This is a genomic window from Flavobacterium sp., assembly GCF_044338735.1.
Taxonomy (GTDB): Bacteria; Bacteroidota; Bacteroidia; order Flavobacteriales; family Flavobacteriaceae; genus Flavobacterium.
On sequence record NZ_JBIIWV010000002.1, the window covers coordinates 14541 to 37469 of the forward strand.

Below are 22929 nucleotides of genomic sequence, written 5' to 3' on the forward strand. Positions count from 1 at the left end.
TTATGATTCAATTAGTAAGAAATATCCTTTCCTTCAAATGCCCTAGATGTCACCAAGGCAATCTTTTTTTTAACAAATGGTATAATATAACAAATGGTAATAAAATGGTCGAAAAATGTTCGGTTTGCAGTCAACGCACCGAATTGGAACCTGGGTTTTATCAAGGAACAGGGTATATTAGTTACGGATTGACTGTTGGTATATCAATAATCACATTTGTGATTTGGATTTTAAGTACTGGATATAATTTAAAAAATAAAGAAATTTTATTTTGGTTTCCCCTTAATGTTTTACTCTTAATTTTATTGCAACCTTGGCTCATGCGTTTATCTAGGTCAATTTGGTTGACAATGTTTTATAAAAATGATGATAAATTTCATCAAAACAACAAAAACAACTAATTATGGACGTAGAAATTCTTGCTCGAATTCAGTTTGCTTTTACAATAGCTTTTCATTACATCTATCCACCATTAAGTATTGGTATTGGATTAATAATGGTTATTATGGAAAGTCTTTACCTAAAAACAGGTAAAAAAGAATATGAAATTTTAACACGCTTTTGGATTAAAATATTTGCACTCACTTTTGGTATTGGTGTAGCAACGGGTATCATAATGGAATTTGAATTTGGAACCAACTGGGCTGTTTATTCTCGATATGTTGGCGACATTTTCGGTAGCGCACTAGCAGCTGAAGGTTTGTTTGCTTTTGGTTTAGAAAGTGCCTTTTTGGGTGTACTCCTTTTTGGTTGGCACAGAGTAAAACCTTGGGTTCATTTGGTTTCAACCATTGGTGTGTTTTTAGGTTCAATGTTTTCGGCAGTTTGGATTGTGGTGGCTAATTCTTGGCAACAAACGCCAGCTGGTTACCATATTGTAGGTGAAGGATTAAACGCTCGTGCAGAAGTTACAGATTTTTGGGCAATGGTTTTCAATCCGTCTAGTATAGACAGATTAGTGCATACTTGGCAAGGTTCTTTTTTAGCTGGAGCATTTTTGGTTTTAAGTATTCACGCCTACTATTTACGAAAAGGACGTTATACCGAAATATCTAAAAAAGCATTTAAAATTGCATTGGTTGTGGCGACCGTTTTTTCATTATCTCAATTAGTATCTGGACACAGTTCTGCCGATGGTGTTGCTGTAAATCAACCTGCGAAATTAGCCGCAATGGAAGGTCATTTTGAAAAATCGGCTCCTGCCGATTTGTACCTTTTAGGCTGGGTCGACAAAGAAAAACAAGAAGTAACTGGTATTGGTATTCCTGGTGGATTATCGTTTTTAGTACATCAAGATTTCAAAGCACCTATTACTGGTTTGAATAGTTTTCCAGTAGAAGATAGACCAAGTCAAATCAATGCCGTTTTTCAATTTTATCACATTATGATTGCTATCGGAATGATGCTTATTGGATTAACATTGTACGCGAGTTTTTTATGGTGGCGAGGAAAATTATTTGAAACCAAATGGTTATTATGGATATTTTCATTTGCCGTAATTTTGCCACAAATTGCCAATCAGGTTGGTTGGTTTGCTGCTGAAATGGGCAGACAACCTTGGGTGGTTTATGGTCATTTGAGAACTAGTGAAGCTTTTTCACAAGAGGTTTCTTCACATCAAATTGTATTTTCGTTAATTATGTTTACAGTAGTTTACGCTCTCTTATTAGTTTTATTCCTCTACATGGTAAATAAAAAAATAAAACACGGCCCTTATGACGAACTCAATGAACCAGTTAATTTTCAATCATTCTAAAAATCTTAAAATCAATAATTATGGAATATTTTTTAGGAATTGATTATCCAACATTATGGTATTTAGTAATCGGACTTTTATTCTCTGGTTATGCTATTCTCGAAGGATTTGATTTTGGTGCAGGTGCTTGGCATTTGTTTTTTCAAAAAGATTTAAGCCGAAGAATTGCTATAAATGCAATTGCTCCAGTTTGGGATGCCAATCAAGTATGGTTGGTTATTGGCGGTGGGGCATTATTTGCTGGTTTTCCAGTAATGTATGCCACAATGCTATCGGCAATGTACGTGCCTTTTATGTTGTTCTTAATGTTCAATGTACTTCGGGCAGCTGCTATAAAATTTCGAAGTACCGAAGAAATGTTGTGGTGGAGAAAAACTTGGGATATTGTATACAGTGTTTCCAGCATTATGATTGCATTTTTATTAGGCGTAGTTCTTGGAAATATTTTGCAAGGCTTTCCTTTGGGAGAAAATTTCACTTACAAAGGAGGTGTCTTTTTCTCTTTCTTAAATCCGTATGCAATAATGACTGGTTTAACAACTTTATCTTTGTTCATGACACAAGGGGCAATTTATTTATTACTAAAAACCGAAGGACGATTACACACCAGATTAACATTTTTACTTCGAAGAGGAATGATATTTTTTATAATTACTTTCGGACTGATGACATTATATACCCTAGTTTTTATTCCTGAAGTAACTGCAAATTTTAGGGAAAATCCTGTCTATTTCGTAGTGCCTCTTTTATCATTTTTAGCCGTTGCAAATGTCCCTCGATTGGTTTCAAAAAAAAGATATATGCTAGCGTTGGTATTCTCATCCATAACCATGATGTTCTTGTTGATGCTTGTTGCAATTCAATTATACCCAACATTATTAATATCTACCATTGATCCCAAATATAATGTTACAATTTACAATGCAGCATCTTCGCAAAAATCATTAGGTATTATGCTAACCATTGTTGTAATTGGAACTCCTTTGTTGGCTGGATATTTTTTCTTTCTATACAGTACCTTTAACGGAAAAGTAAAACTAGACGACACAAGTTATTAATACTATAATAGTTATTTATTATCAAATAAATAAATTCTATAAGAAATATTTATAATAAGTGATAAATATCACAAACCAATACTTTTCTCTAACCTAAATTTGCAGTATTAATTAATCATCTAAATAATATAACAATGGAAGAGAAAGTTTTTTTAATGCCAAGAATTGGCGACATGGCTCCAGATTTTGAAGCTGTAACAACAACCGGGAAATTAAAGTTTTCAGAGTACAACAAAGGAAGTTGGGTAGTGTTTTTTTCACATCCTGCCGATTTCACTCCAGTATGTACAACAGAAATGAGTGGTTTTGCTTTAGAAAAAGATTTTTTTGCAGCACATAATACCAAACTGATGGGTCTTAGTATTGACAGTATCCACTCGCATATTGCTTGGGTAAATGCAGTTCATGAAAAAACAGGCGTTTTATTTGAATTCCCAATAGTAGCTGATATTTCTATGGAAGTATCTAAATTATACGGAATGCTACAACCAGGAGAAAGTGAAACTGCCGCTGTTAGAGCCGTTTTTATTATGGATCCAGAAGGAAAAGTACGTTTGATCATGTACTACCCATTAAATGTAGGTAGAAATATGGCAGAGATTAAACGCTCTCTACTGGCTTTACAAACTTCAGATGAGCATAAAGTAGCTATGCCTTTAGATTGGCAACCTGGCGATAAAGTAATTATCCCAGCGCCTAAAACTGTGGAAGCTTTAGCAGAAAGAAAAAGTAGTAATTTAGAAATGGTAGATTGGTATTTAGCAAAAAAATCAATCTAATAATAGTTGAAATTACAAATCAAAACCATCCGAATTACAGGATGGTTTTTTTATGCTTTTTAATTATTTTTAGCACCATTCTTTTTTCTCTGTGACTTTTGTCACATACTGTATTTACTGATAAAAAAGTTGTTTTCTTATGATAATTGTCATACTTAAAATAATATCTCAAAGTTACTTTTGTCGTACTATTAATTAGAAAAGATCTAGTATTAATTCAAAAACTATAATTATGAAAATTGAACAAATTTATACAGGATGTATTGCTCACGCAGCATACTATATTGAAAGTAATGGCGAAGCTGCAATCTTTGACCCATTACGAGAAGTACAACCTTACATTGACCGCGCATTTAAAGATAATGCAAAAATTAAATATGTATTTCTTACTCATTTTCACGCCGATTTTGTTTCGGGTCATTTGGATTTAGCTAATAAAACCAATGCTAAAATTGTATATGGTCCAACAGCAAAACCTGCTTATGAAATTATATCTGCCACTGACGGTCAAATTTTTGAAATCGGAAAATATAAAGTAAAAGTTATCCATACACCTGGACACACTATGGAAAGTACAACCTTCCTACTTATAGATGAAAACGGAAAAGAGCACGGCATAATTACAGGCGACACGCTATTTATTGGCGATGTTGGTCGACCAGATTTAGCACAGCACGTTGTTGCCGATTTAACACAAGACAAATTAGCACGCTACTTATTTCATTCGCTTCGAGAAAAAATTATGCCATTGTCCGATGATTTAATTGTATATCCAAATCACGGAGCTGGTTCGGCTTGTGGCAAAATGATGAGTAAAGAAACTACCGATACGCTTGGCAATCAAAAGAAAACAAACTACGCACTAAATCCAAAAATGACGGAAGACGAATTTGTAACTGCAGTTTTAACTGGATTAACAAATCCTCCAGGCTATTTTCCTGCTAATGTATTGATGAATATTAAAGGGTATGAAAGTTTAGATGCAGTATTAAAAAAAGCCAAAACACCATTAAATCCAACTGAATTTGAAGTTGCTGCAAACGAAACTAGAGCTTTGGTTCTTGACACTCGTGATGCTTCTGAGTTTGCTAAAGGTTTCATTCCAAACAGCATCAATATTGGTTTAGATGGAAGTTTTGCCATGTGGGTTGGAGAAATGATAGCCGACATCAAACAAGAAATACTGTTAGTAACCGAAGTTGGGAAAGAAGAAGAAAGTATGGTGCGCTTATCTCGTATAGGATATGACCACACTATTGGGTATTTAAATGGTGGAATTGAAACATGGAAAAATGAAGGTTTTGAACTAGATACCATAAACAGAATTGCAGCCAAAGAATTAGAAGACACTATCGATTTTGACGAAACACTAATTTTTGATGTCAGAAAGAAAAGCGAATTCTTATCAGAACATCTTGTAGGTGCAATAAATGTTCCATTAAACGAAATCAACAATCACTTGGCAGAATTTCCAAAAGATAAAAAATTTGTTTTGCATTGCGCTGGTGGTTATCGCTCTATGATTGCTGCATCAATTTTAAAGCAACGTGGTTGGGATAATTTTGTAGATGTTATAGGAGGATTTGCAGAAATTAAAAACACCAATCTTTTAAAAACGGATTACGTTTGCCCAACAACATTGTTATAAATAAAGTAACTATTTAAATTCTAAAAGAGATTGTTTCAAAAAAGCAATCTCTTTTTTTTGCTATGTGATTTAAGTTACAAATTTCCCGAAATTCATAAACTACTTTTGAAAAAATATTTAAATGTAAAATGAGAAAAACATTCCTAGCAATAACAGTTATACTAACTCTAATAAGTTGCAAGAAAGAAGAAGCGCCAATTTCAATTGAAGCAAATCAAACACCAATAGAAAAATTAATAGCAGGTAATCAACGTTTTTTAGAGGAAAAAACCATTCATCCACATCAAAATAAAAAATCAGTTTTAGAAAATCAAAATGGGCAACACCCTTTTGCTGTCATTGTTACTTGTTCCGATAGTCGTGTTGCGCCGGAAATACTATTTGACCAAGGTATAGGCGACCTATTTGTAATTAGAAATGCCGGAAATTTAATTTCTGATATCGATATGGGAAGTATTGAATACGCTGTAGAACATCTTGATGCAAAATTAATTGTGGTTTTAGGTCATACCGAATGTGGCGCCATTAAAGCTTATGTTAGTGATAAAAACAACGACTACAAAAAACACCACAACCACATTGATGATATTGTAGAAACTATTGCCAACGAGCAAGAAGAAAAACAAGAAGAAAAACTACATTCAAAAGAAAAAAATATATTAGGATGTATCAACGCAAACATTGAGCATTCAACAAAGACTATTGCAAACAATCCAATTATTAAAGACCATAAAACCAAAATAATAGCAATCCGTTACGATGTTCATACAGGCAAAATAGTCTTGTTGTAACAAAAAAAGACTTATGTGACATTAGTTACAATTTTTGATAAATTCAACTTATACATTTGCATTATTATTTAACAACAAAAATAACTTCAATTATGAAAATAGAACAAATTTATACAGGATGTTTAGCACAAGGTGCTTATTATATTACATCAAATGGCGAAGCAGCAATCATTGATCCGCTTCGTGAAACACAACCTTATATGGATAGGTTAGAAAAAGATGGAGTTAAACTAAAATACATTTTTGAAACTCATTTTCATGCAGATTTTGTTTCGGGTCATTTAGATTTAAGTAAAAAAACAGGAGCATCTATTGTTTATGGTCCAAATGCTAAACCTGACTTTGAATTTATTTCAGCAAAAGACAATCAAGTTTTTGAAATTGGAAACATCAAAATAAAAGTGTTGCACACACCGGGTCATACAATGGAAAGTACCACTTATTTATTAATTGATGCTGAGGGTAGTGACCACGCCATTTTTTCCGGTGATACCTTATTTTTAGGTGATGTGGGTCGTCCAGATTTGGCACAAAAAGCAGCTCATATGACACAAGAGCAGCTAGCAGGATTGTTATTCCATTCTTTGAGAGATAAAATTATGACCTTGGCTGATGATGTAATTGTATATCCAGCGCACGGAGCAGGTTCGGCTTGCGGAAAAAATATGAGTAAAGAAACTGTGGGTTCTATTGGAGATCAAAAAGCAACCAATTATGCTTTACGTGCTAACATGACTGAAGCAGAATTTGTTACTGAAGTAACGGATGGTTTATTACCGCCACCAGCTTATTTCGGAATGAATGTAGCCATGAACAAAAGCGGAATTGAAAGTTTTGAAACCGTTTTCAATCAAGGTATGAAAGCTATCAATGCAACCGAATTTGAAGTTGTTGCTGAAGAAACTGGGGCTTTAATTTTAGATACGCGTAGCAATGGAGATTTTGCCAAAGGATATGTTCCTCAATCAATAAACATTGGTATCAATGGCGATTTTGCTCCTTGGGTTGGTGCTTTAATTGGCGATGTAAAACAACCAATTTTATTAGTAACCGATTTAGGTATGGAAGAAGAAACTGTAACGCGTTTAACTCGTGTTGGTTTTGATAACTTAATAGGACACTTAAAATATGGTTTTCAAGCGTGGGCAGCAGCTGGTTATGAAGTTGATACAATAAACAGAATTACCGCCGAGCAATTTGCTAATGAAGTAAAAATTGGCGAAAGCAAAGTTATTGACGTTAGAAAAGAAAGTGAATACGAAGCAGAACACGTAGAAGATGCTTACAGTCGTCCATTAGCTGCGATAAACGAATGGGTAAAAGATATTAATCCAGAAGAACATTTCTTTATGCATTGTGCTGGTGGTTATCGTTCTATGATGGCTGCGTCAATATTACAGGCTCGTGGATATAGAAACTTTAGCGAAGTTGAAGGTGGTTTCAATGCCATTTCAAAAACAAACGTTCCTAAAACCGATTTTGTATGTCAAAGCAAAGTATTAAAATAATAGTAGTAATTATAACAATCTCAATTATGTTCGGAATATTCAAAAATATTTTTTCTAATGCTGATACAACTCAAATGAAAGATATAATATCAAAAGGTGCTTTTTTAGTTGATGTTCGTACACCAGCAGAATTTGCAGAAGGTCATGTAAACGGTTCAGTCAATATACCTTTAGACCAAGTACAAAATCAATTAGCAAAATTTAAAAATAAAGAAAATATTGTCGTTTTTTGTCGAAGTGGAAACAGAAGCAGTCAAGCCAAATCAATTTTAGAACAAAATGGTTTTACTAATGTCACCAACGGTGGAACTTGGCAAGATGTTAATGCTGTAATTAATAAATAACGGATGCAAAACATACTGAAAATTGGTTTTCTACTTTTATTAACAGCTTTTTCGAGCAACACAATTGGTGCTCAAAACACAAAAGCAGTAATAAAAAAGCCTACAACTCAAAAGGTAAAACCAATTACAAAAAAGGAGACTTTTTATGTAGATGTTAGAACACCAGCAGAGTTTGCTCAAGGTTCTGTTAAAGGAGCAGTAAACATTCCTTTAGACCAAATTGAAAAGCAATTAGCAAAATTCAAAGGCAAAAAAAATATTGTGGTCTTTTGCCGAAGCGGAAGTCGTAGCAGTAAAGCAAAAGCTATTTTAGAACAAAATGGTATTATAAATGTTACTAATGGTGGCAGTTGGGAAGATGTTATCGAAAAAATGAAAAAGTAAATCACAAATAACACCCAAAAATAGTTCAGTTTTAAACAGATTGATGCCTGTTTTAAATTGGACTATTTTTATCAAAATGATAAACTATGCAAACCACATTCAAAATTTGGGAAACCAACCGAAAATTACATTTAGAGTTTTTAGAAAAATACACTCTAAAGCAACTCAATAAAATTCCTGAAGGGTTTAAAAACAATTTGATTTGGAATGTTGGTCATATTATTACAACCCAACAAGGTTTAATTTATCGATTGTCGGGTTTGCCTGTAATGATTTCAAAAGAATTTCATAACAAATACAAATATGGTTCTGTACCAACAAAAACTACAACAAAAGAAGAAGTTGACGAAATAAAAGAGTTGCTAATCTCATTAATTCAGCAAACACAAGACGATTATGCTAATGGAAAATTTGTTGCATTTACAACTTACGAAACTCATATAGGTTTCCACTTGGCTACATTTGAAGAAGCTATAAATTTCAATAATTATCACGAAGGAATTCATCTTGGGTTTATGATGAATATTAGAAAATTTGTATAATAACTATAACTATAAAACGATGCTAAAAACAATTTTTACAAACTGGAACTTTATGCGAGCAATACGACTAATTCTGGGATTTTTTATTATAATTCAATCTTTTCAAACACAACAATATCTAATGATAATTCCGGGTGTTATTTTTGCAGCAATGGCTATATTTAGCGTGGGTTGTTGTGGTAATAATGGTTGTGCAATTCCTAGAAAAAAACAAGAAAATGAGTAATTTCAATGATATTATAAATTCTGAAAAACCAGTTTTAGTAGATTTTTTTGCCACTTGGTGTGGTCCATGCCAGATGCTTTTGCCTGTTCTAAACCAAGTGAAGGACAGTCTTCAAGATCGCATAACGATTATTAAAATAGATGTTGACAAAAACCAAGAATTGGCACAAAAACACCAAGTTCGGGGAGTTCCTACCATGATGCTTTTTCAAAATGGTAAACAACTTTGGAGACAATCTGGAGTGCTGACCAAAGAAGAAATCATCAATATTATTCTTGATAAAATAAACTCTTAATGAGTAATCAAAAATCGATCAATAAAGATTTAATTTTAAGAGAAAGATTGGCTTTACAAAGAACGGTATTGGCAAATCAATCCACTTTTTTAGCATTTTTAAGAACTTCAATGTATTTTCTAATTGCAGGTTTAAGTCTGAAAAATGTATTAAAAATCGAAAATAGTATTGTCATCGAAATAGCATTATTTTCAACTTCCGTAATTATTTTTATAATTGGAATTTTCAACTATTTCAAGCATAAAAAATCAATTTTAGAGAACAAAAAACACATTGGTGATTATCAATTAGAATATTATGAGTGAAGAAAAATGTTGCGTAATTACTTGCGATTTACCGCTTGACCAAAACTATTGGGACAATCAATACCAAGCCAATGCAACAGGTTGGGATTTGGGGCAAGTGTCACCACCAATTAAAACGTATATCGATACTATCGAAAATAAAGACGCTAAAATTCTTATTCCGGGTTGTGGTAATACCTACGAAGCAGAATATTTGTTACAACTTGGTTTTACAAATGTTACAGTAATTGACATTGCACCAACATTAGTAGAAAATCTAAAACAGAAATTTGCAAATAATAAAAATATAATAGTTGTTTTAGGTGATTTTTTTGAACATCAAGGTAATTACGATTACATTATTGAGCAAACTTTTTTCTGTGCTTTGCCACCACCAATGCGACAAAAATATACTTGGAAAATGCACCAATTATTGTCAGATTATGGAAAATTAATTGGTTTGCTTTTTAATCGAGAGTTTGAAATTAGTCCACCATTTGGAGGAAGTTTAAAAGAATACGAACAATTGTTTCAAAAAGCATTTGTATTCAATGCGATATCATTGGCAGGAAATTCAATACCATTAAGAGCCAACACCGAATTGTTTTTTGAATTTCAAAAAAACGATCACAATCAAGTTACTTTATATCATTTTGAAGGTATCACTTGCAGTGGTTGTATGAATACCGTTTCAAATAAATTTCTGGAAATTGATGGTGTTTTAAATGTAAGTATGAATTCTAATTTTTTAGAAATAATAATTGTTAGCAAAACGGAAATTGAGTTAAAAAAATTGCAAGAAATAGTTTCCTACGATGAAAATTATAAAATAATAAAATCAAAATGACACATAAAATAGAAGTCGAAAATATAAAATGTGGTGGTTGTATGAACAGTATTAAAACAGCATTACTTAAAATTGAAAATGTAACCGAAGTCGCAATTGATAAAGAAACTGACACAATTACAATAGATGCCGACAACGATAGAGCAGTATTTGTAAACACACTTTCAAGTCTGGGTTATCCCGAAAAAGGACATAACACACTTTTACATAAAGGAAAATCTTTTGTGAGTTGTGCTGTTGGAAATTTAACTAAGTAAATAGCAACACTAGATAAATTAAAAGTTGTATATTTGAGTCGATGAAATTTTTTGCCTACATATTTTGCTTTTATCTATTTGCTTTAACTACACTTCCGTCAGTTAGAGCAATAAAAATGCAATTTTCAGACAATTGCCAATCTTCTTGTCAAAAAAACACTTCCAATAATGATGAACCTTCAGGTTGTGAAAAAGGTAAAATAATAATGAATTTGAGTTTTAATCCAGTTTATTACGAAACCTCGCAATCATTATCTTACAATAAAAAAAATGTTTTCTTTCAAATAGCTAAAGAGGAAAATATAATTTACAAAAAAGTTTTTATTTCCCAATACAAAGGTTCAATCTGGCAACCGCCAAAGATTACTTTTTTAGTTTAATTACCTTCAATTTTTTAAGAAATAAAGCACATAACAATCTATTTTGTTGTGGTGCTAATCTTTAATATATACATCAATGAAAACTAAAATAATATTTACTAGCATAGTCGGTATAATTGTATTTGTAGTATCTAGCTTTCAATCTGTTGAAAACAAACAAGACTATACTTCAATTATCAAAAACACAAACAAATTTAATTTAAAACAGCAAAAACTTTATGTAGCGACAGCAGTTGCTAGATGTGCAAAATGTCATAATTGTCAAAAAGACAATTCAATGGGTAATGATAGTCTTAAAATTAATATTCAAAATTATTTTAAAAAAATAAAGTCTTATTCAAATGAAATTCCAAAAACTGAAAAGACACAAATAAAATCAGAAAAAGTTGACTTGAATACTGACGAATATCCGGATAATTTTAAAATAGAGAAAAGATGAAAAAATATATTTTATTAATCCTAATTTTACTTTCTAGCAAAGTAATGTTAGCACAAAACACATTTCCTTATGATGTGCAACTTACACCAATTGCAATTGCAAATCTACCGGGATTACATTCGTATGCTTTTGCGCAACACAACGGAAAATGGTTAATAATTGGAGGTAGGAAAGACGGTATTCACGCAAGACAACCTTTCAATGCGTTTCCAAATGCTCAAAACAATACCGACATTTATGTGGTCGATGTTGCAACACAACAATTTTGGTCAACATCAGTAAATAATCTTTCAACTGGTTTGAAAGAGCAATTACAATCGACAAATATGAACTTCCATCAAGACGGAAACACATTGTATGTTATTGGTGGTTATGCCTTTTCTACATCGGCAAACGATCACATTACTTTCGATAAACTAACAACTATTGATGTACCAAATTTAATCAATGCCATTATTGCAGGAAATCCAGTAACAAGTTATTTCAAACAAATTGCCAATCCTATTTTTCAAAATACGGGTGGACAATTAGGCAAAATTGGAAATGAGTTTTATCTCGTTGGAGGGCAAATTTTCACAGGAAGATACAATCCAATGAACAACCCAACTTTTGTACAATCGTATGTTAGTAAAATTCAAAAATTCACTATTGATAATTCGGGTACACAATTAAGTTTTAGTAATTATTCAGAGGTTACAGATGCCGTTCATTTGCATCGAAGAGATTATAATTTAGTCCCACAAGTATTTCCTGATGGTGAAGAAGGCTACACAATTTCATCGGGCGTTTTTCAAATCAATGCCGATTTACCATTTCTTTATCCTGTGGATATAAAAAGTAGCGGTTATTTTCCACAAACACAATTCAACCAATATTTAAGCAATTACCATTCGGGTAAAATTGGCCTATATGACCAAACAAATAACAGAATGCACAACTTGTTTTTTGGTGGAATTAGCCAGTATTATTACAATGGAACAACTTTGGTACAAGATAATAATGTACCATTTGTAAAAACCATAAGTAGAACCACTCGATTGGCTGATGGTAGTTTGTCCGAACATAATTTCCCAGTAGAAATGCCAAATTTAAAAGGTGCTGGATCTGAATTTATTCCAAATACAAACTTATCTCATTATACAAATGAAGTAATTAAATTGAATGATATTACAGCAACCGAATTTGTTATTGGACATCTTTATGGTGGTATTCAAAGTCCAACGATTAATCCATTTACTAACAATCAAACCACAACTACATTAGCCGATCCAACTATTTATGAAGTAAAATTAGTTTACAACCCAAGTTTGAGTGTTGCTACAATGGATGGAAAAAATCCGTTTACATTTTCAGTTTCACCAAATCCAACGAATACCGATACGGTGCGTATTCAATTCAACTTGCCATATATCGCAACTTTAGATTTTTTTATTACATCGATAGACGGTAAAATGCTTGAAGATGGTGAGATAGATGGTTTGAAGATTGGTAACAATGAAATGAATTTTAGTTTAGAAAATGCAAATGAAAACGTAGTAATTATCACTTTTATATTAGATAATAAATATTATGCATCGCAAAAAGTAATCAGACAGTTATAATCAATAAAAATGCCATTGGGCAATCTATAAATTAATTTAATAAATAATCAAAAATGAAAAAATCAGTTTTAATGACAGCTTTAGTAGCTTTCTTGTTTTCAATGAATGTAAATGCTCAAGAACAAGAACCAAAGCAAAAGAAAAAAGAAAAAGCTAAAAAAGAATGTTCAGTAAATGGCAAAAAATGTTGTGCAGGAGAAGAAAAAAAAGGATGCTCATCTGAAGCAACAGAGAAAAAATCATCGCATTGTGATGCTAAAAAAGTAGAGGAAAAATCTTAATTATAGATTAATTTTTGAAGGAAGTGCTTGAGAAATCAAGCACTTTTTTTGTTATGTGATAAAGGTTACAAACAACTACATTTTATTACATTTAATTTGCATTATAAAAAATAAAACTATGGAAATTATAGAATTCATCAAACAACCTTGGGCTTGGTATATTGCTGGTCCTTTAGTTGGACTTACGGTACCCGCTTTATTAATTTTAGGAAACAAGAATTTTGGTATTAGTGCCAATTTACGTCATGCTTGTGCCGCATGTTTACCAGCAAATATTTCATTCTTTAATTACAATTGGAAAAAAGAAATTTGGAATATGTTTTTTATTGGCGGCGTTTTATTAGGAGGTATAATTGCATTTAACTTTTTATCCAATCCCAATCCTTTAATCATCAATGCTGATTTAAGAACAGAATTAGCAACCTATGGTATTACGAATATTGATGGAATGTTACCCTCAGAAATATTCTCTTGGGAAAATCTATTTACAATAAAAGGATTTTTTATGATGGTTTTAGGCGGGTTTATGATAGGTTTTGGTTCCCGTTATGCAGGTGGCTGTACTAGTGGTCATTCAATTTCGGGATTATCAAATTTACAATTACCCTCATTAATTGCCACTTGTTGCTTTTTCATAGGCGGATTAATAATGGCAAATATTATTCTTCCTTACCTACTTTCACTTTAAAAAACAAAATATGAATAATTTAGATAAAAACACCGATTTTGAAACACGCTCTTTAGACACAATTTGTATCAACGAAAGTCAGTTAGAGCACAAATGGTACCATAACATTAAATACCTAATCGTAGGATTATTATTTGGGATTGTATTCATTAAAGCCGAAATTATCAGTTGGTACCGAATACAAGAAATGTTTCGCTTTCAATCGTTTCATATGTATGGTGTAATTGGTAGCGCGGTAGTGGTTGGTGCGATTTCAGTATTTTTAATTAAAAAATTTAAAGTCAATACCATTTATGGCGAGAAAATAGAATTTCACGATAAGAAATTCAATAAAGGACAAATTATCGGTGGACTAATTTTTGGTTTAGGTTGGGCTATCACTGGAGCATGTCCAGGTCCGCTTTTTGCTCAAATTGGAACTGGAGTAACCGTGATGATTGTTACTTTATTCTTTGCTATTGTTGGAACTTGGGTATATGGTTATTTCAGAGACAAATTACCTCATTAATCGCAATTAAAAATAAAGAATAAAACAATGAAAATTAAAATATACACTTTAATTTTACTAGTGATTGTAACCTTTTTTGCCCCAAAAACAGTTGCTCAAGAACATACAAATAGCTGGTTCAGAACTACATTAAGTATTCCTGTTACCAACAAAATAAAAACTGATTTAGAATTGCAACACCGTAGACAAAATGATTTTGAAAGCGATAACCTTTTCAATAAAAATCTAATGTACACCTTCAGAACTTGGATATATTACAAGCAAAACAAAGATGTAGTTTATGCTATTTCACCTTTTGCTTATTTTTCAAACTATAATATAATCAAAAAAGAAAGCGATGGATTTACAGCTCCAATTAACGAATACCGCTTTACTTCATCAATTGAAATTCAACACCAATTAGCAACAAAATTATTTGTTGTAGATAGAACTGCATTGGAATATAGAGTTTTTGAAGGTTCAATAGAAAATACAACTCGTTTACGAAATAGACTAGCTTTTAGATATGATTATAATTCAAATTATAATATAGCATTAGGAGATGAAATATTAATAAATTCATCAGGAACTGATGCGCAACATATTTTTGATCACAATCGAATATTCACCAATTTATCTTATAAACCAAATTCAGAATTTAAGTTTGATATTGGGTATATATACATTTCAAGGTTAACAAAAAGTAATATTGATTTGATTGATGAAAGTAATTTTTATTTGAATTTTACATATGCACTTCAAAAAAATAAGCACAAGTAAACTATTGCAATTTTTTAACGATTTAATTAGTCACAAAAAAAATTGAAAGAGATGAAAAAAAACCAGAAGGCAGCTATTCTATATAATTTAAAAACTAGTATTGCATATAAAAGCTTTCGTATTAATCATCCATAAAATGCAGACAAGAATTATGCAAAAAATCACTTTAAAAAACCAGGAGGTAATATTTGTATACATGGTATAAAAAATGGCTTTGGTTTCCTATATAAATTCCACAGATTTTATGATTGGACTGACGGCTGTATAGCTATAAATAATAAAGATATGGATGAAATTTATAATTCGGTTAATTCGAAGACTATAGTTATTATTAAACCCTGATTTGTTAATTTTATAAAATCTCATTTTTTAAGCATTAAAACTCTAATATAAATTACCGATGGATTATCGAATTTTTGATAGGTAAATAATAATGCTTAAAACAACTAATCATCGGTAACCGCCGATAAAAACTACTTATTACTACTTACAACTAGATAAAATCAGTGATTATCGATTATCAGCGATTTTCACTGGTTTTTTTGCTTCGACTTAATTTAGTTTTTTGCTTTTGTTTTCTTGATGAATTTGATAAACGCTATAAGATATTATTCCTATTGTAATTGTTGCAAATACACCAATTAAAACATAGGTTGCTATTTTGTTATTTTCCATTTTTTCTGCTGTAGGAATTAGACCAAATTCATAGGATAATCGATCAGGAGGTAACATTAGTTGTCTAGAGGTAATTATGATTTCTTTCATTTTTTTTCTATTTTTTTATAAATAATTATTTTAGTTTCGTCTTTTGGGTCTAATCCAAAAACGATATCTTTAATTTGATAACATTTTGTTAATACACCACCTACTTTAAAGAATTTTGTTTCCGGAAGATATTTTGTATTAAAACCCAATTTTTCAAATTTATCTAGGTCTTCAATAAGTATGTCCCTGTCTTGGTATAATTTCAAAAGTTTATAGTTTTCTATCATGCCTTTTCTGCTAAGATTAAATTCTAAGTTTTCTTCAGTGCGTCTTTTATGCCCGTCATAGTTTCGGCACTTGTCAGAACAATACAATTTTTTTGAAGATTTATAATCCTGCATTTCCTCCTCACAGTCTGGGTTTTTGCAAAACTTTATTGGTTTTTTCATAAAAATTAATTTTAAATTAAATAACATTATACAAATATATACAAATATTTTTATTACATTTGGCGTATATAATAAATTTAACATGGAATTAAAAAACTACTTTCCATATTTGTTGGAAAAAAAAATACTATTATCTGAAATTGGAATCCATCCAAGAACTCATATTGCATGGAAAGAAGAAGGACTAACATTTTATGAAGGAGTTAATATTGTATTGGGTGAAAAAGTAGAAAAAAGGAAATGGGTATATTTAGATATATTTGAAGCATTGTGGCTATTAATAATAGTTGAACTTAGAAAATTTAACCTTGATTTAAAAACCATAAAAAAATTAAAGGAATTTATAAAAGAACAGCCCGATGTAAAATCGGCACTTGAGAAAATATCTGAAGAAGATTTTCAAAATAAGATAGTTAGTTTATTGCCTAAAGAAATGCTTGAGAGCGTTGGTGGTTTTACATCTAGAGAGAAAGTAATAAAGTCTTTATCTACACTTTTATACCAAGACACATTTTTATCAAATTTAGGAGTATTAATTTATGGAGCTTTAATTACAGAAACATCTCCATCTATAATAATAAAAATTAATAAAGATGCGGATGTATTTGAATTCACAATTGCAATTAACAATAGTTCGGAAACTAATTTAAAAGAAGAGTTATATCAATTTTACACGAAGACATGTTCAGAAGCTACTTTTATCAATTTACCTATAATTAACGTATTGGAAAAATTATTTGAAAATGAAAAGATAATTAACCGCTGTTATGAATATGGGTTTTTCAATAATCAAGAAAAACAACTTTTAGAAGCGGTTAGAAATAAAGAATGTGAAGAAATTAAAATAGCGAAACATCCAAGCGGAGATTATACTGTTAATTTTTCTGACACTAAAGAGATATCTGGTGAAGAAGCAAAAAAGCTCAGGAAAATATTAGGGCTAAAAATGTATGACAGAGTAGAAGTGATTTATAGAAACGAAAGTCATTTAGTAATTAAAAACAGTAACAAAAAAGTTATAAAAAAAGAATAACGTCCTAAGTATCCCTTAGTGCCAAACCGCCTAAAAGCCCAAACAAGTATGTCCTACTTATTTTTGCTCCTACAGGTAATAATGGAATTTGAAAAAGCAAAACAAATTTTAAATACAGAATCAGAGAAAAAGTACACAGACCAAGAAATAATTGAAATAATGCAAATGCTCGAAGTGTTTGCGGGTGTTTGGGTGAATAATCTTTTAAAGTCATCAAAAAATGAAAAATGTAATTCTTTATGTTAGGGTTTCAACAGACGAGCAAGCCGGTAGGGGTTATTCACTTCGGGATCAAGAACAAAAATTATTGACCTATTGCCAAAACAATAATTTTAATGTTTTACATATATTCAGAGAAGATTTTTCGGCTAAAACTTTCAAGCGTCCCGAATTTAAGAAGTTATTAGAGTACTGTAAGAAGAATAAAAAAGATATTCACCAAATGATATTTATCAAATGGGATAGATTTTCTAGAAACACTGCTGAATCCTACCAAATGATTGGTGTGTTTAATCAACTTTCAATTCAAGTAAATGCAATTGAGCAACCACTTGACTTAACCGTTCCAGAACAAGGTTTGATGTTGGCTGTTTACCTTTCAATTCCTGAGGTAGAAAACCAACGCCGTTCTTTGAATGTTATTGCGGGAATGAGAAGAGCATTTAAAGAAGGACGGTACGTTGGAAATGCTCCAAAAGGTTATTCTAACGGAGTGGATGCAAGTAAGAAGCCGTTGTTAGTTCCAAATGATGATGCTAAATATATTCAAGAAGGATTTGAGTTAATGGCCACTGGAATATACAATCAAAAAGAAGTTTATAATAAATTAAAAGCAAAAGGTTTTAAAAGTAGTATGACAGCTCTTTCGTCTATTTTTAGAAACCATTTATATTATGGGGGTGTATTTATCAAAGGTTATAAGGAGGAAGAAGAAACTGTGGTTGATGGAATCCATGAGCCAATAATTACAAAAAAACTTTTTCTAAAAACACAAGATGTTTTGAATAATAGATGTAAGAAGTACCACACTGCACATAAAAAAATAAACGAAAAATTTCCCCTTAAAGGATTTTTAACTTGTCCAATATGTTTAACTCCATTGACCGCAAGTTCTTCAAAAGGCAGGTCTAAACATTATACCTATTACCATTGTATTAGTCCTTGTAATGAAAGATACCGACTTGAAGACGTAAATCTTTGGTTTGCTGATTTTCTCCAAACAATTACTTTAGAGAAACCGGTTCAGAAACTATTAGTTGAAATGATAAAAGATGAATTATTGAAGCAAACGGGAAAATCAGAACTTGGTCCTAAACATTATGAAAAAGTAAAAAATATTGAAGATAAATTAGTACGGTTACAGGATTTATATATTGAAGGAAATATTGAAAAATCAGAATATAAAATAGCAAAAGAAAGGTATGATACAATTCATCACGATTTAAAATCAAGCGAAGGCGAACAAAAAGATAAAAAGAGGGTTTTTGAAATTTATCAAAGTGCTTTAACAAAGCTTGAAACTATTCAATATCAATATAATGTGTCGGATATTGAAGGTAAACGAAGAATAATTGGTTCGATATTTCCGAAAAAATTCCAATTCGAAAATAAAAAAGTTCGAACCGCAGATTTGAACCCGTTATTTTTGAAAATTTCCAGTATTAACGGCCTTTCGCAGAGGACAAAAAAAAGAACAAATTCAAAAAAATTGAATTTGTCCGGGATGGTGGGCAATGAGGGGTTCGAACCCCCGACCCCCTCGGTGTAAACGAGGTGCTCTGAACCAGCTGAGCTAATTGCCCCAATATTTTTTAATCTTGCTGAACCCCAACAACCCTCCCGATAGAATCGGGATGCTCTGAACCAGCTGAGCTAATTGCCCCAATATTTTTTAATCTTACTGAACCCCAACCCTCCCGATAGAATCGGGATGCTCTGAACCAGCTGAGCTAATTGCCCCAATATGTTTTTGATCTTACTGAACCCCAACCCTCCCGATAGAATCGGGATGCTCTGAACCAGCTGAGCTAATTGCCCCAATAACTGCAAAACATTGCTTTAATGCGAGTGCAAATATACACTGAATATTTATTTTTGCAAGTCTTTTATAAAAAAATTATATAATTTCAGCAACAACAAAAGTACTGCCACCTACATAAATAAAATCATTTTCAGTAGCTGTATTCAAAGCGCAAGTATAAGCTTCTGAAATAGAATTATATACCTTGCCATTTAACCCATATGCACTTGCCTCGTCTCTTAAAACGGCGGCATCTAATCCTCTTGGAATATTGGGTTTAGAAAAATAATATTTTGCATTTTTAGGAAACAATGGCAGTATTGAATCTAAATCTTTATCATTTACAACCCCTAAAACTATATGCAAAGTCTGATAATGTTGATTCTCTATTTGCTGCAGCACACGTTTTAATCCATGAGCATTATGAGCGGTGTCGGCAACTACAAAAGGTTTTTCATTTAAAATTTGCCATCTTCCAAGCAAACCGGTATTTCTAATTACGTTTTTAAATCCGTTTTGTATATGTAAATCTGAAATTTCAAATGTTGTGCGGAGTAACTCAACAGCTTTCATAACCGTTTTCATATTTTGTTTTTGATAATCTCCTTTCAAAGCGCATTCATAACCCACTTCTGATTGATCTTGTGCGAAATAAATTGTGGCACTTTCCATAGTTGCCTTTTCTTCAAATACCGGTTTTGTATCTTCAGTATATTCTCCAATAACTACCGGAATATTCCTTTTAATTATACCCGCCTTTTCAAAAGCTATTTTTTCTAAAGTATCCCCTAAAAACTGTGTATGATCAAACCCTATATTTGTAATTACTGAAACTAACGGCGTAATCACATTGGTTGAGTCAAGCCTTCCTCCCATCCCAACCTCAATCACAGCAACATCTACGTGCTCTTTTACAAAATAATCAAACGCCAAACCAACCGTCATTTCAAAGAAACTTAGCTGATTTTGCTCAAAAAAAGGTTTATTATTTTTCACAAAATCAACCACAAAATCTTCCGAAATCGTTTCGCCATTTATGCGAATTCGTTCTCTAAAATTTTTCAAATGCGGAGAAGTGTACAACCCAACTTTATATCCCGCTTCCTGTAAAATAGAAGCAATCATAGAAGATGTAGAGCCCTTCCCGTTGGTTCCTGCCACATGAACCGATTTAAATTTTACTTCGGGATGATTGAGATGCTCTACCAATAATAGCGTATTGGTCAAATCTTTTTTATAAGCAGAGGCACCTTGCATTTGAAACATGGGCAACTGACTAAACATCCAATCTGTAGTTTCTTTATAATCCATTTTACTATTTGAAACGAATGGCTTAGGCATTCTTGTAATCCATTTTCCCGCTATCCATTACAATCAATGCTAGCGGCATTGGATTTTCATTACTATCGGGGTTAATTAGCAATCTATTTAGAGTTCTTGGTTATTCACCTATTTGAAAATTAACCACTACAAAACCAATTTGAGTTTCTGGTGCATTAGCATCAGATTGCCATTTGAAGGTTTTTGCGGTTTCTATTGCTGGATTCACTAAACAAGGATCAGAATTTGTAGTTCCTTGGGAACGTTCAGCTCTAATTACATTACCTTGACGATTCACCCAAATTTTCACTACCACTTTTCCCGATTCATTACAATCTTGAACCTTTTTACTATTGCCATATAATTTTCTCCCCGATAATCCCCAGCCTGTGCCTTTACCAGTTCCTTTTCCATCGCCAGTGCCGTCTCCATAAAAACTATTAGCATACAAACTACCGTTTAAACTTCCTTTGTCGCCACCATCTTTATCATCGCCGTGACCAGTTTGTGTAGTTCCAGTAGTTTTGGGTCCTTTTAATATACTGTTTAATGCGCTGTTGGTTTTTCGTTTGGGCGGTGTTGGTGTTGGTGGTGCATCAGAATTAGTGGTTGACGTCTTTACAGCCGCCGCTTTTGTTGTGGTTTGCGTTACTAATTTTTGTGCAGGCGTTTCCACCACATCTTTTACCGCTGGTTCAGGAGCGGTTTGTACCTTTTCAATCGGTTGAATGTCTCCATTTCCAGTATCAGAAGTACCAAAATTAATTGCAATTTCGCCTCCTTTAAATACATAAGGAACATTCGGATCGTCTTTCAGTACATAAAAATAAAAACAAATAAACAAAATAATGAATACAACTAACGTTATACCAAAAGATCGTTTTTCATATTTAGTTTCTAATATCATTATTACTTTGGCGAAACCGCTAATACTATTTTATATTTATTTCTATAGGCAATATCCATAACTTTAACCGCATTCTCAATTGGAACATCTTTTGCAACGTGCAAAACAATATTAGGCTCTTTTTGCCCGGCTAACTTTTGTTGCAAAGCAGCTTCCAAATCTTCAATAGGAAGTTGCTGTTGATCTAAAAAAAAGTTGAATTTATCATCAATGCTCACCGAAATTGTTTCCACTTCATCAGATTGACCTGAAGAATTAGGCAATACTAAATCTAAAGCATTAGTATTTGTCATAGTGGTGACGGCAATCATAAAAAAGATCAACAACAAGAAAACAATATCAGTCATAGATGACATATTGAATTCTGCGTTTACTTTATTTCTTCCTCTTAAATTCATAATTAAACAGGTTCGTTAAGTACATCCAAGAAATCTACCACATTAACTTCCATCATGTGCACAATTTTATCGGTTATACTCACTAAATGATTATAACCTACATAAGCGATAATTCCCACAATTAATCCAACTACTGTCGTCATCATTGCGGTATAAATTCCTTCGGCTAAAACGCTCATTTCAATTTTATTAGAACCACTAGCAGCCATTTCATGAAATGCCATTACCATACCTACAACCGTTCCTAAGAAACCGGTCATCGGACCAGCACCAGAAAGCGTAGCCAATAAACTAACGTTTTTTTCCAATTTATACACTTCAAGCTTTCCTGCATTTTCAATAGCAATATTAATATCTTCAAGTGGTTTGCCAATTCTAGAAATTCCTTTTTCAATTAATCGAGCAACAGGTGAATTTGTTGCCGCGCAAAGCATTTTTGCATTATCAATTTTTCCTTGTTGCAAATGCATTTTAATTTGCGTCATAAAATTTTGATCCATTTTAGAGGCTGCTTTAATAGCCATAAGTCGTTCTAAGTATAAATAAATGGTAAGAAACAACATGATAAAAATGGACGTCATTACAATTTGCCCTACTATGCCACCACTGAAAATAATTTCCATTAGGGTCAACTCTTTTTTAGTTGCAATTGTTTCCACTGCTTGATTAGCGGCAGTAGCAACACTATCTATTTGAAGAAAAATACTCATAATTATTAAGTT

Annotated in this window: 29 protein-coding genes, 1 tRNA gene and 1 pseudogene; 24 read left to right on the forward strand and 7 right to left on the reverse strand. The window is 32.1% G+C overall.

Annotated elements, in window-relative coordinates:
• Positions 1-2 precede the first annotated feature (2 nt).
• The 22 genes and pseudogenes from ACIQZC_RS00265 to ACIQZC_RS00370 all read left to right on the forward strand — a co-directional run.
• Complete coding sequence (locus ACIQZC_RS00265; RefSeq protein ID WP_396137230.1) at positions 3-401, forward strand: DUF983 domain-containing protein; 399 nt, start codon at positions 3-5, stop codon at positions 399-401.
• Between the two features lie 2 nt (positions 402-403).
• On the forward strand, positions 404-1756 hold the full coding sequence (locus ACIQZC_RS00270) for a cytochrome ubiquinol oxidase subunit I (RefSeq protein WP_396137231.1): 1353 nt from the start codon (positions 404-406) through the stop codon (positions 1754-1756).
• Between the two features lie 20 nt (positions 1757-1776).
• Positions 1777-2814, forward strand: a complete 1038-nt coding sequence (cydB, locus tag ACIQZC_RS00275; protein WP_396137232.1) for a cytochrome d ubiquinol oxidase subunit II — start codon at positions 1777-1779, stop codon at positions 2812-2814.
• A 134-nt stretch (positions 2815-2948) separates the two neighbouring features.
• Complete coding sequence (locus ACIQZC_RS00280; protein WP_396137233.1) at positions 2949-3593, forward strand: peroxiredoxin; 645 nt, start codon at positions 2949-2951, stop codon at positions 3591-3593.
• Between the two features lie 232 nt (positions 3594-3825).
• Positions 3826-5241, forward strand: coding sequence for a rhodanese-like domain-containing protein (locus ACIQZC_RS00285; RefSeq protein WP_396137234.1), 1416 nt, complete (start codon positions 3826-3828; stop codon positions 5239-5241).
• A gap of 128 nt (positions 5242-5369) precedes the next feature.
• On the forward strand, positions 5370-6032 hold the full coding sequence (locus ACIQZC_RS00290) for a carbonic anhydrase (protein ID WP_396137235.1): 663 nt from the start codon (positions 5370-5372) through the stop codon (positions 6030-6032).
• A gap of 92 nt (positions 6033-6124) precedes the next feature.
• The gene (locus ACIQZC_RS00295; RefSeq protein ID WP_396137236.1) at positions 6125-7540 is read left to right on the forward strand and encodes a rhodanese-like domain-containing protein; all 1416 of its coding nucleotides are present in this window, start codon (positions 6125-6127) and stop codon (positions 7538-7540) included.
• A gap of 26 nt (positions 7541-7566) precedes the next feature.
• Complete coding sequence (locus ACIQZC_RS00300) at positions 7567-7884, forward strand: rhodanese-like domain-containing protein (protein WP_396137237.1); 318 nt, start codon at positions 7567-7569, stop codon at positions 7882-7884.
• 3 nt (positions 7885-7887) lie between these two features.
• A complete protein-coding gene (locus ACIQZC_RS00305; protein ID WP_396137238.1) occupies positions 7888-8268 on the forward strand; it encodes a rhodanese-like domain-containing protein in 381 nt (126 codons plus the stop codon).
• A gap of 86 nt (positions 8269-8354) precedes the next feature.
• A complete protein-coding gene (locus ACIQZC_RS00310) occupies positions 8355-8810 on the forward strand; it encodes a DinB family protein (protein ID WP_396137239.1) in 456 nt (151 codons plus the stop codon).
• 218 nt (positions 8811-9028) lie between these two features.
• Positions 9029-9331: a thioredoxin gene (trxA, locus tag ACIQZC_RS00315; protein ID WP_396137262.1), complete on the forward strand. Its 303-nt coding sequence runs from the start codon at positions 9029-9031 to the stop codon at positions 9329-9331.
• Positions 9331-9636 (forward strand): DUF202 domain-containing protein, encoded by a 306-nt coding sequence (locus ACIQZC_RS00320; RefSeq protein WP_396137240.1) that lies wholly within the window; start codon positions 9331-9333, stop codon positions 9634-9636. Before trxA ends, ACIQZC_RS00320 begins: the two co-directional genes overlap by 1 nt.
• A complete protein-coding gene (locus ACIQZC_RS00325; protein ID WP_396137241.1) occupies positions 9629-10462 on the forward strand; it encodes a methyltransferase domain-containing protein in 834 nt (277 codons plus the stop codon). The genes ACIQZC_RS00320 and ACIQZC_RS00325 overlap by 8 nt, the downstream gene beginning before the upstream one ends.
• Positions 10459-10719 (forward strand): heavy-metal-associated domain-containing protein, encoded by a 261-nt coding sequence (locus tag ACIQZC_RS00330; protein WP_396137242.1) that lies wholly within the window; start codon positions 10459-10461, stop codon positions 10717-10719. The genes ACIQZC_RS00325 and ACIQZC_RS00330 overlap by 4 nt, the downstream gene beginning before the upstream one ends.
• A gap of 116 nt (positions 10720-10835) precedes the next feature.
• A complete protein-coding gene (locus ACIQZC_RS00335; RefSeq protein ID WP_396137243.1) occupies positions 10836-11099 on the forward strand; it encodes a hypothetical protein in 264 nt (87 codons plus the stop codon).
• A 76-nt stretch (positions 11100-11175) separates the two neighbouring features.
• Positions 11176-11538 (forward strand): hypothetical protein, encoded by a 363-nt coding sequence (locus tag ACIQZC_RS00340; RefSeq protein WP_396137244.1) that lies wholly within the window; start codon positions 11176-11178, stop codon positions 11536-11538.
• Positions 11535-13139, forward strand: coding sequence for a hypothetical protein (locus ACIQZC_RS00345; protein ID WP_396137245.1), 1605 nt, complete (start codon positions 11535-11537; stop codon positions 13137-13139). Before ACIQZC_RS00340 ends, ACIQZC_RS00345 begins: the two co-directional genes overlap by 4 nt.
• 53 nt (positions 13140-13192) lie before the next feature.
• Positions 13193-13420 (forward strand): hypothetical protein, encoded by a 228-nt coding sequence (locus ACIQZC_RS00350; RefSeq protein ID WP_396137246.1) that lies wholly within the window; start codon positions 13193-13195, stop codon positions 13418-13420.
• Positions 13421-13538: 118 nt separating this feature from the next.
• Entirely contained in the window at positions 13539-14108 is a 570-nt protein-coding gene (locus ACIQZC_RS00355; protein WP_396137247.1) for a YeeE/YedE family protein, read from the forward strand.
• Between the two features lie 10 nt (positions 14109-14118).
• Positions 14119-14616, forward strand: a complete 498-nt coding sequence (locus tag ACIQZC_RS00360) for a DUF6691 family protein (RefSeq protein ID WP_396137248.1) — start codon at positions 14119-14121, stop codon at positions 14614-14616.
• A gap of 27 nt (positions 14617-14643) precedes the next feature.
• Positions 14644-15375, forward strand: coding sequence for a DUF2490 domain-containing protein (locus ACIQZC_RS00365; protein ID WP_396137249.1), 732 nt, complete (start codon positions 14644-14646; stop codon positions 15373-15375).
• 177 nt (positions 15376-15552) lie between these two features.
• Positions 15553-15717, forward strand: a pseudogene (locus ACIQZC_RS00370) (L,D-transpeptidase family protein); the annotation flags it as partial.
• Between the two features lie 210 nt (positions 15718-15927).
• Here ACIQZC_RS00370 and ACIQZC_RS00375 read toward each other — a convergent pair.
• Positions 15928-16140, reverse strand: a complete 213-nt coding sequence (locus ACIQZC_RS00375; protein WP_396137250.1) for a hypothetical protein — start codon at positions 16138-16140, stop codon at positions 15928-15930.
• On the reverse strand, positions 16137-16529 hold the full coding sequence (locus ACIQZC_RS00380; protein ID WP_396137251.1) for a hypothetical protein: 393 nt from the start codon (positions 16527-16529) through the stop codon (positions 16137-16139). Before ACIQZC_RS00380 ends, ACIQZC_RS00375 begins: the two co-directional genes overlap by 4 nt.
• Before the next feature lie 82 nt (positions 16530-16611).
• On the opposite strand from ACIQZC_RS00380, the gene ACIQZC_RS00385 reads away from it, so the two are divergent.
• Together ACIQZC_RS00385 and ACIQZC_RS00390 are read left to right on the forward strand one after the other, a co-directional pair.
• Positions 16612-17562, forward strand: a complete 951-nt coding sequence (locus ACIQZC_RS00385) for a hypothetical protein (protein ID WP_396137252.1) — start codon at positions 16612-16614, stop codon at positions 17560-17562.
• Between the two features lie 220 nt (positions 17563-17782).
• Positions 17783-19330, forward strand: coding sequence for a recombinase family protein (locus ACIQZC_RS00390; protein WP_396137263.1), 1548 nt, complete (start codon positions 17783-17785; stop codon positions 19328-19330).
• Here the strand turns inward: ACIQZC_RS00390 and ACIQZC_RS00395 are convergent.
• The 5 genes from ACIQZC_RS00395 to ACIQZC_RS00415 form a co-directional block, all read right to left on the reverse strand.
• Positions 19287-19364, reverse strand: a tRNA-Val gene (locus ACIQZC_RS00395). The genes ACIQZC_RS00390 and ACIQZC_RS00395 overlap by 44 nt on opposite strands.
• A gap of 314 nt (positions 19365-19678) precedes the next feature.
• A complete protein-coding gene (locus tag ACIQZC_RS00400; protein ID WP_396137264.1) occupies positions 19679-20893 on the reverse strand; it encodes a bifunctional folylpolyglutamate synthase/dihydrofolate synthase in 1215 nt (404 codons plus the stop codon).
• A gap of 130 nt (positions 20894-21023) precedes the next feature.
• Complete coding sequence (locus tag ACIQZC_RS00405; protein WP_396137253.1) at positions 21024-21809, reverse strand: energy transducer TonB; 786 nt, start codon at positions 21807-21809, stop codon at positions 21024-21026.
• A 2-nt stretch (positions 21810-21811) separates the two neighbouring features.
• The gene (locus tag ACIQZC_RS00410) at positions 21812-22207 is read right to left on the reverse strand and encodes an ExbD/TolR family protein (protein ID WP_396137254.1); all 396 of its coding nucleotides are present in this window, start codon (positions 22205-22207) and stop codon (positions 21812-21814) included.
• 2 nt (positions 22208-22209) lie between these two features.
• Complete coding sequence (locus tag ACIQZC_RS00415) at positions 22210-22917, reverse strand: MotA/TolQ/ExbB proton channel family protein (protein ID WP_396137255.1); 708 nt, start codon at positions 22915-22917, stop codon at positions 22210-22212.
• Between the last annotated feature and the right edge of the window lie 12 nt (positions 22918-22929).

Coding starts and splice junctions, on each gene's coding strand:
- ACIQZC_RS00325 (WP_396137241.1), top strand. CDS start 9,629: ATGAGTGAAGAAAAATGTTGCGTAATTACTTGCGATTTACCGCTTGAC.
- ACIQZC_RS00415 (WP_396137255.1), bottom strand. CDS start 22,917: ATGAGTATTTTTCTTCAAATAGATAGTGTTGCTACTGCCGCTAATCAA.
- ACIQZC_RS00375 (WP_396137250.1), bottom strand. CDS start 16,140: ATGAAAGAAATCATAATTACCTCTAGACAACTAATGTTACCTCCTGAT.
- ACIQZC_RS00365 (WP_396137249.1), top strand. CDS start 14,644: ATGAAAATTAAAATATACACTTTAATTTTACTAGTGATTGTAACCTTT.
- ACIQZC_RS00290 (WP_396137235.1), top strand. CDS start 5,370: ATGAGAAAAACATTCCTAGCAATAACAGTTATACTAACTCTAATAAGT.
- ACIQZC_RS00280 (WP_396137233.1), top strand. CDS start 2,949: ATGGAAGAGAAAGTTTTTTTAATGCCAAGAATTGGCGACATGGCTCCA.
- ACIQZC_RS00350 (WP_396137246.1), top strand. CDS start 13,193: ATGAAAAAATCAGTTTTAATGACAGCTTTAGTAGCTTTCTTGTTTTCA.
- ACIQZC_RS00390 (WP_396137263.1), top strand. CDS start 17,783: ATGAAAAATGTAATTCTTTATGTTAGGGTTTCAACAGACGAGCAAGCC.
- ACIQZC_RS00345 (WP_396137245.1), top strand. CDS start 11,535: ATGAAAAAATATATTTTATTAATCCTAATTTTACTTTCTAGCAAAGTA.
- cydB (WP_396137232.1), top strand. CDS start 1,777: ATGGAATATTTTTTAGGAATTGATTATCCAACATTATGGTATTTAGTA.
- ACIQZC_RS00305 (WP_396137238.1), top strand. CDS start 7,888: ATGCAAAACATACTGAAAATTGGTTTTCTACTTTTATTAACAGCTTTT.
- trxA (WP_396137262.1), top strand. CDS start 9,029: ATGAGTAATTTCAATGATATTATAAATTCTGAAAAACCAGTTTTAGTA.
- ACIQZC_RS00285 (WP_396137234.1), top strand. CDS start 3,826: ATGAAAATTGAACAAATTTATACAGGATGTATTGCTCACGCAGCATAC.
- ACIQZC_RS00340 (WP_396137244.1), top strand. CDS start 11,176: ATGAAAACTAAAATAATATTTACTAGCATAGTCGGTATAATTGTATTT.
- ACIQZC_RS00385 (WP_396137252.1), top strand. CDS start 16,612: ATGGAATTAAAAAACTACTTTCCATATTTGTTGGAAAAAAAAATACTA.
- ACIQZC_RS00405 (WP_396137253.1), bottom strand. CDS start 21,809: ATGATATTAGAAACTAAATATGAAAAACGATCTTTTGGTATAACGTTA.
- ACIQZC_RS00300 (WP_396137237.1), top strand. CDS start 7,567: ATGTTCGGAATATTCAAAAATATTTTTTCTAATGCTGATACAACTCAA.
- ACIQZC_RS00360 (WP_396137248.1), top strand. CDS start 14,119: ATGAATAATTTAGATAAAAACACCGATTTTGAAACACGCTCTTTAGAC.
- ACIQZC_RS00330 (WP_396137242.1), top strand. CDS start 10,459: ATGACACATAAAATAGAAGTCGAAAATATAAAATGTGGTGGTTGTATG.
- ACIQZC_RS00355 (WP_396137247.1), top strand. CDS start 13,539: ATGGAAATTATAGAATTCATCAAACAACCTTGGGCTTGGTATATTGCT.
- ACIQZC_RS00310 (WP_396137239.1), top strand. CDS start 8,355: ATGCAAACCACATTCAAAATTTGGGAAACCAACCGAAAATTACATTTA.
- ACIQZC_RS00295 (WP_396137236.1), top strand. CDS start 6,125: ATGAAAATAGAACAAATTTATACAGGATGTTTAGCACAAGGTGCTTAT.
- ACIQZC_RS00265 (WP_396137230.1), top strand. CDS start 3: ATGATTCAATTAGTAAGAAATATCCTTTCCTTCAAATGCCCTAGATGT.
- ACIQZC_RS00410 (WP_396137254.1), bottom strand. CDS start 22,207: ATGAATTTAAGAGGAAGAAATAAAGTAAACGCAGAATTCAATATGTCA.
- ACIQZC_RS00335 (WP_396137243.1), top strand. CDS start 10,836: ATGCAATTTTCAGACAATTGCCAATCTTCTTGTCAAAAAAACACTTCC.
- ACIQZC_RS00380 (WP_396137251.1), bottom strand. CDS start 16,529: ATGAAAAAACCAATAAAGTTTTGCAAAAACCCAGACTGTGAGGAGGAA.
- ACIQZC_RS00400 (WP_396137264.1), bottom strand. CDS start 20,893: ATGGATTATAAAGAAACTACAGATTGGATGTTTAGTCAGTTGCCCATG.
- ACIQZC_RS00270 (WP_396137231.1), top strand. CDS start 404: ATGGACGTAGAAATTCTTGCTCGAATTCAGTTTGCTTTTACAATAGCT.
- ACIQZC_RS00320 (WP_396137240.1), top strand. CDS start 9,331: ATGAGTAATCAAAAATCGATCAATAAAGATTTAATTTTAAGAGAAAGA.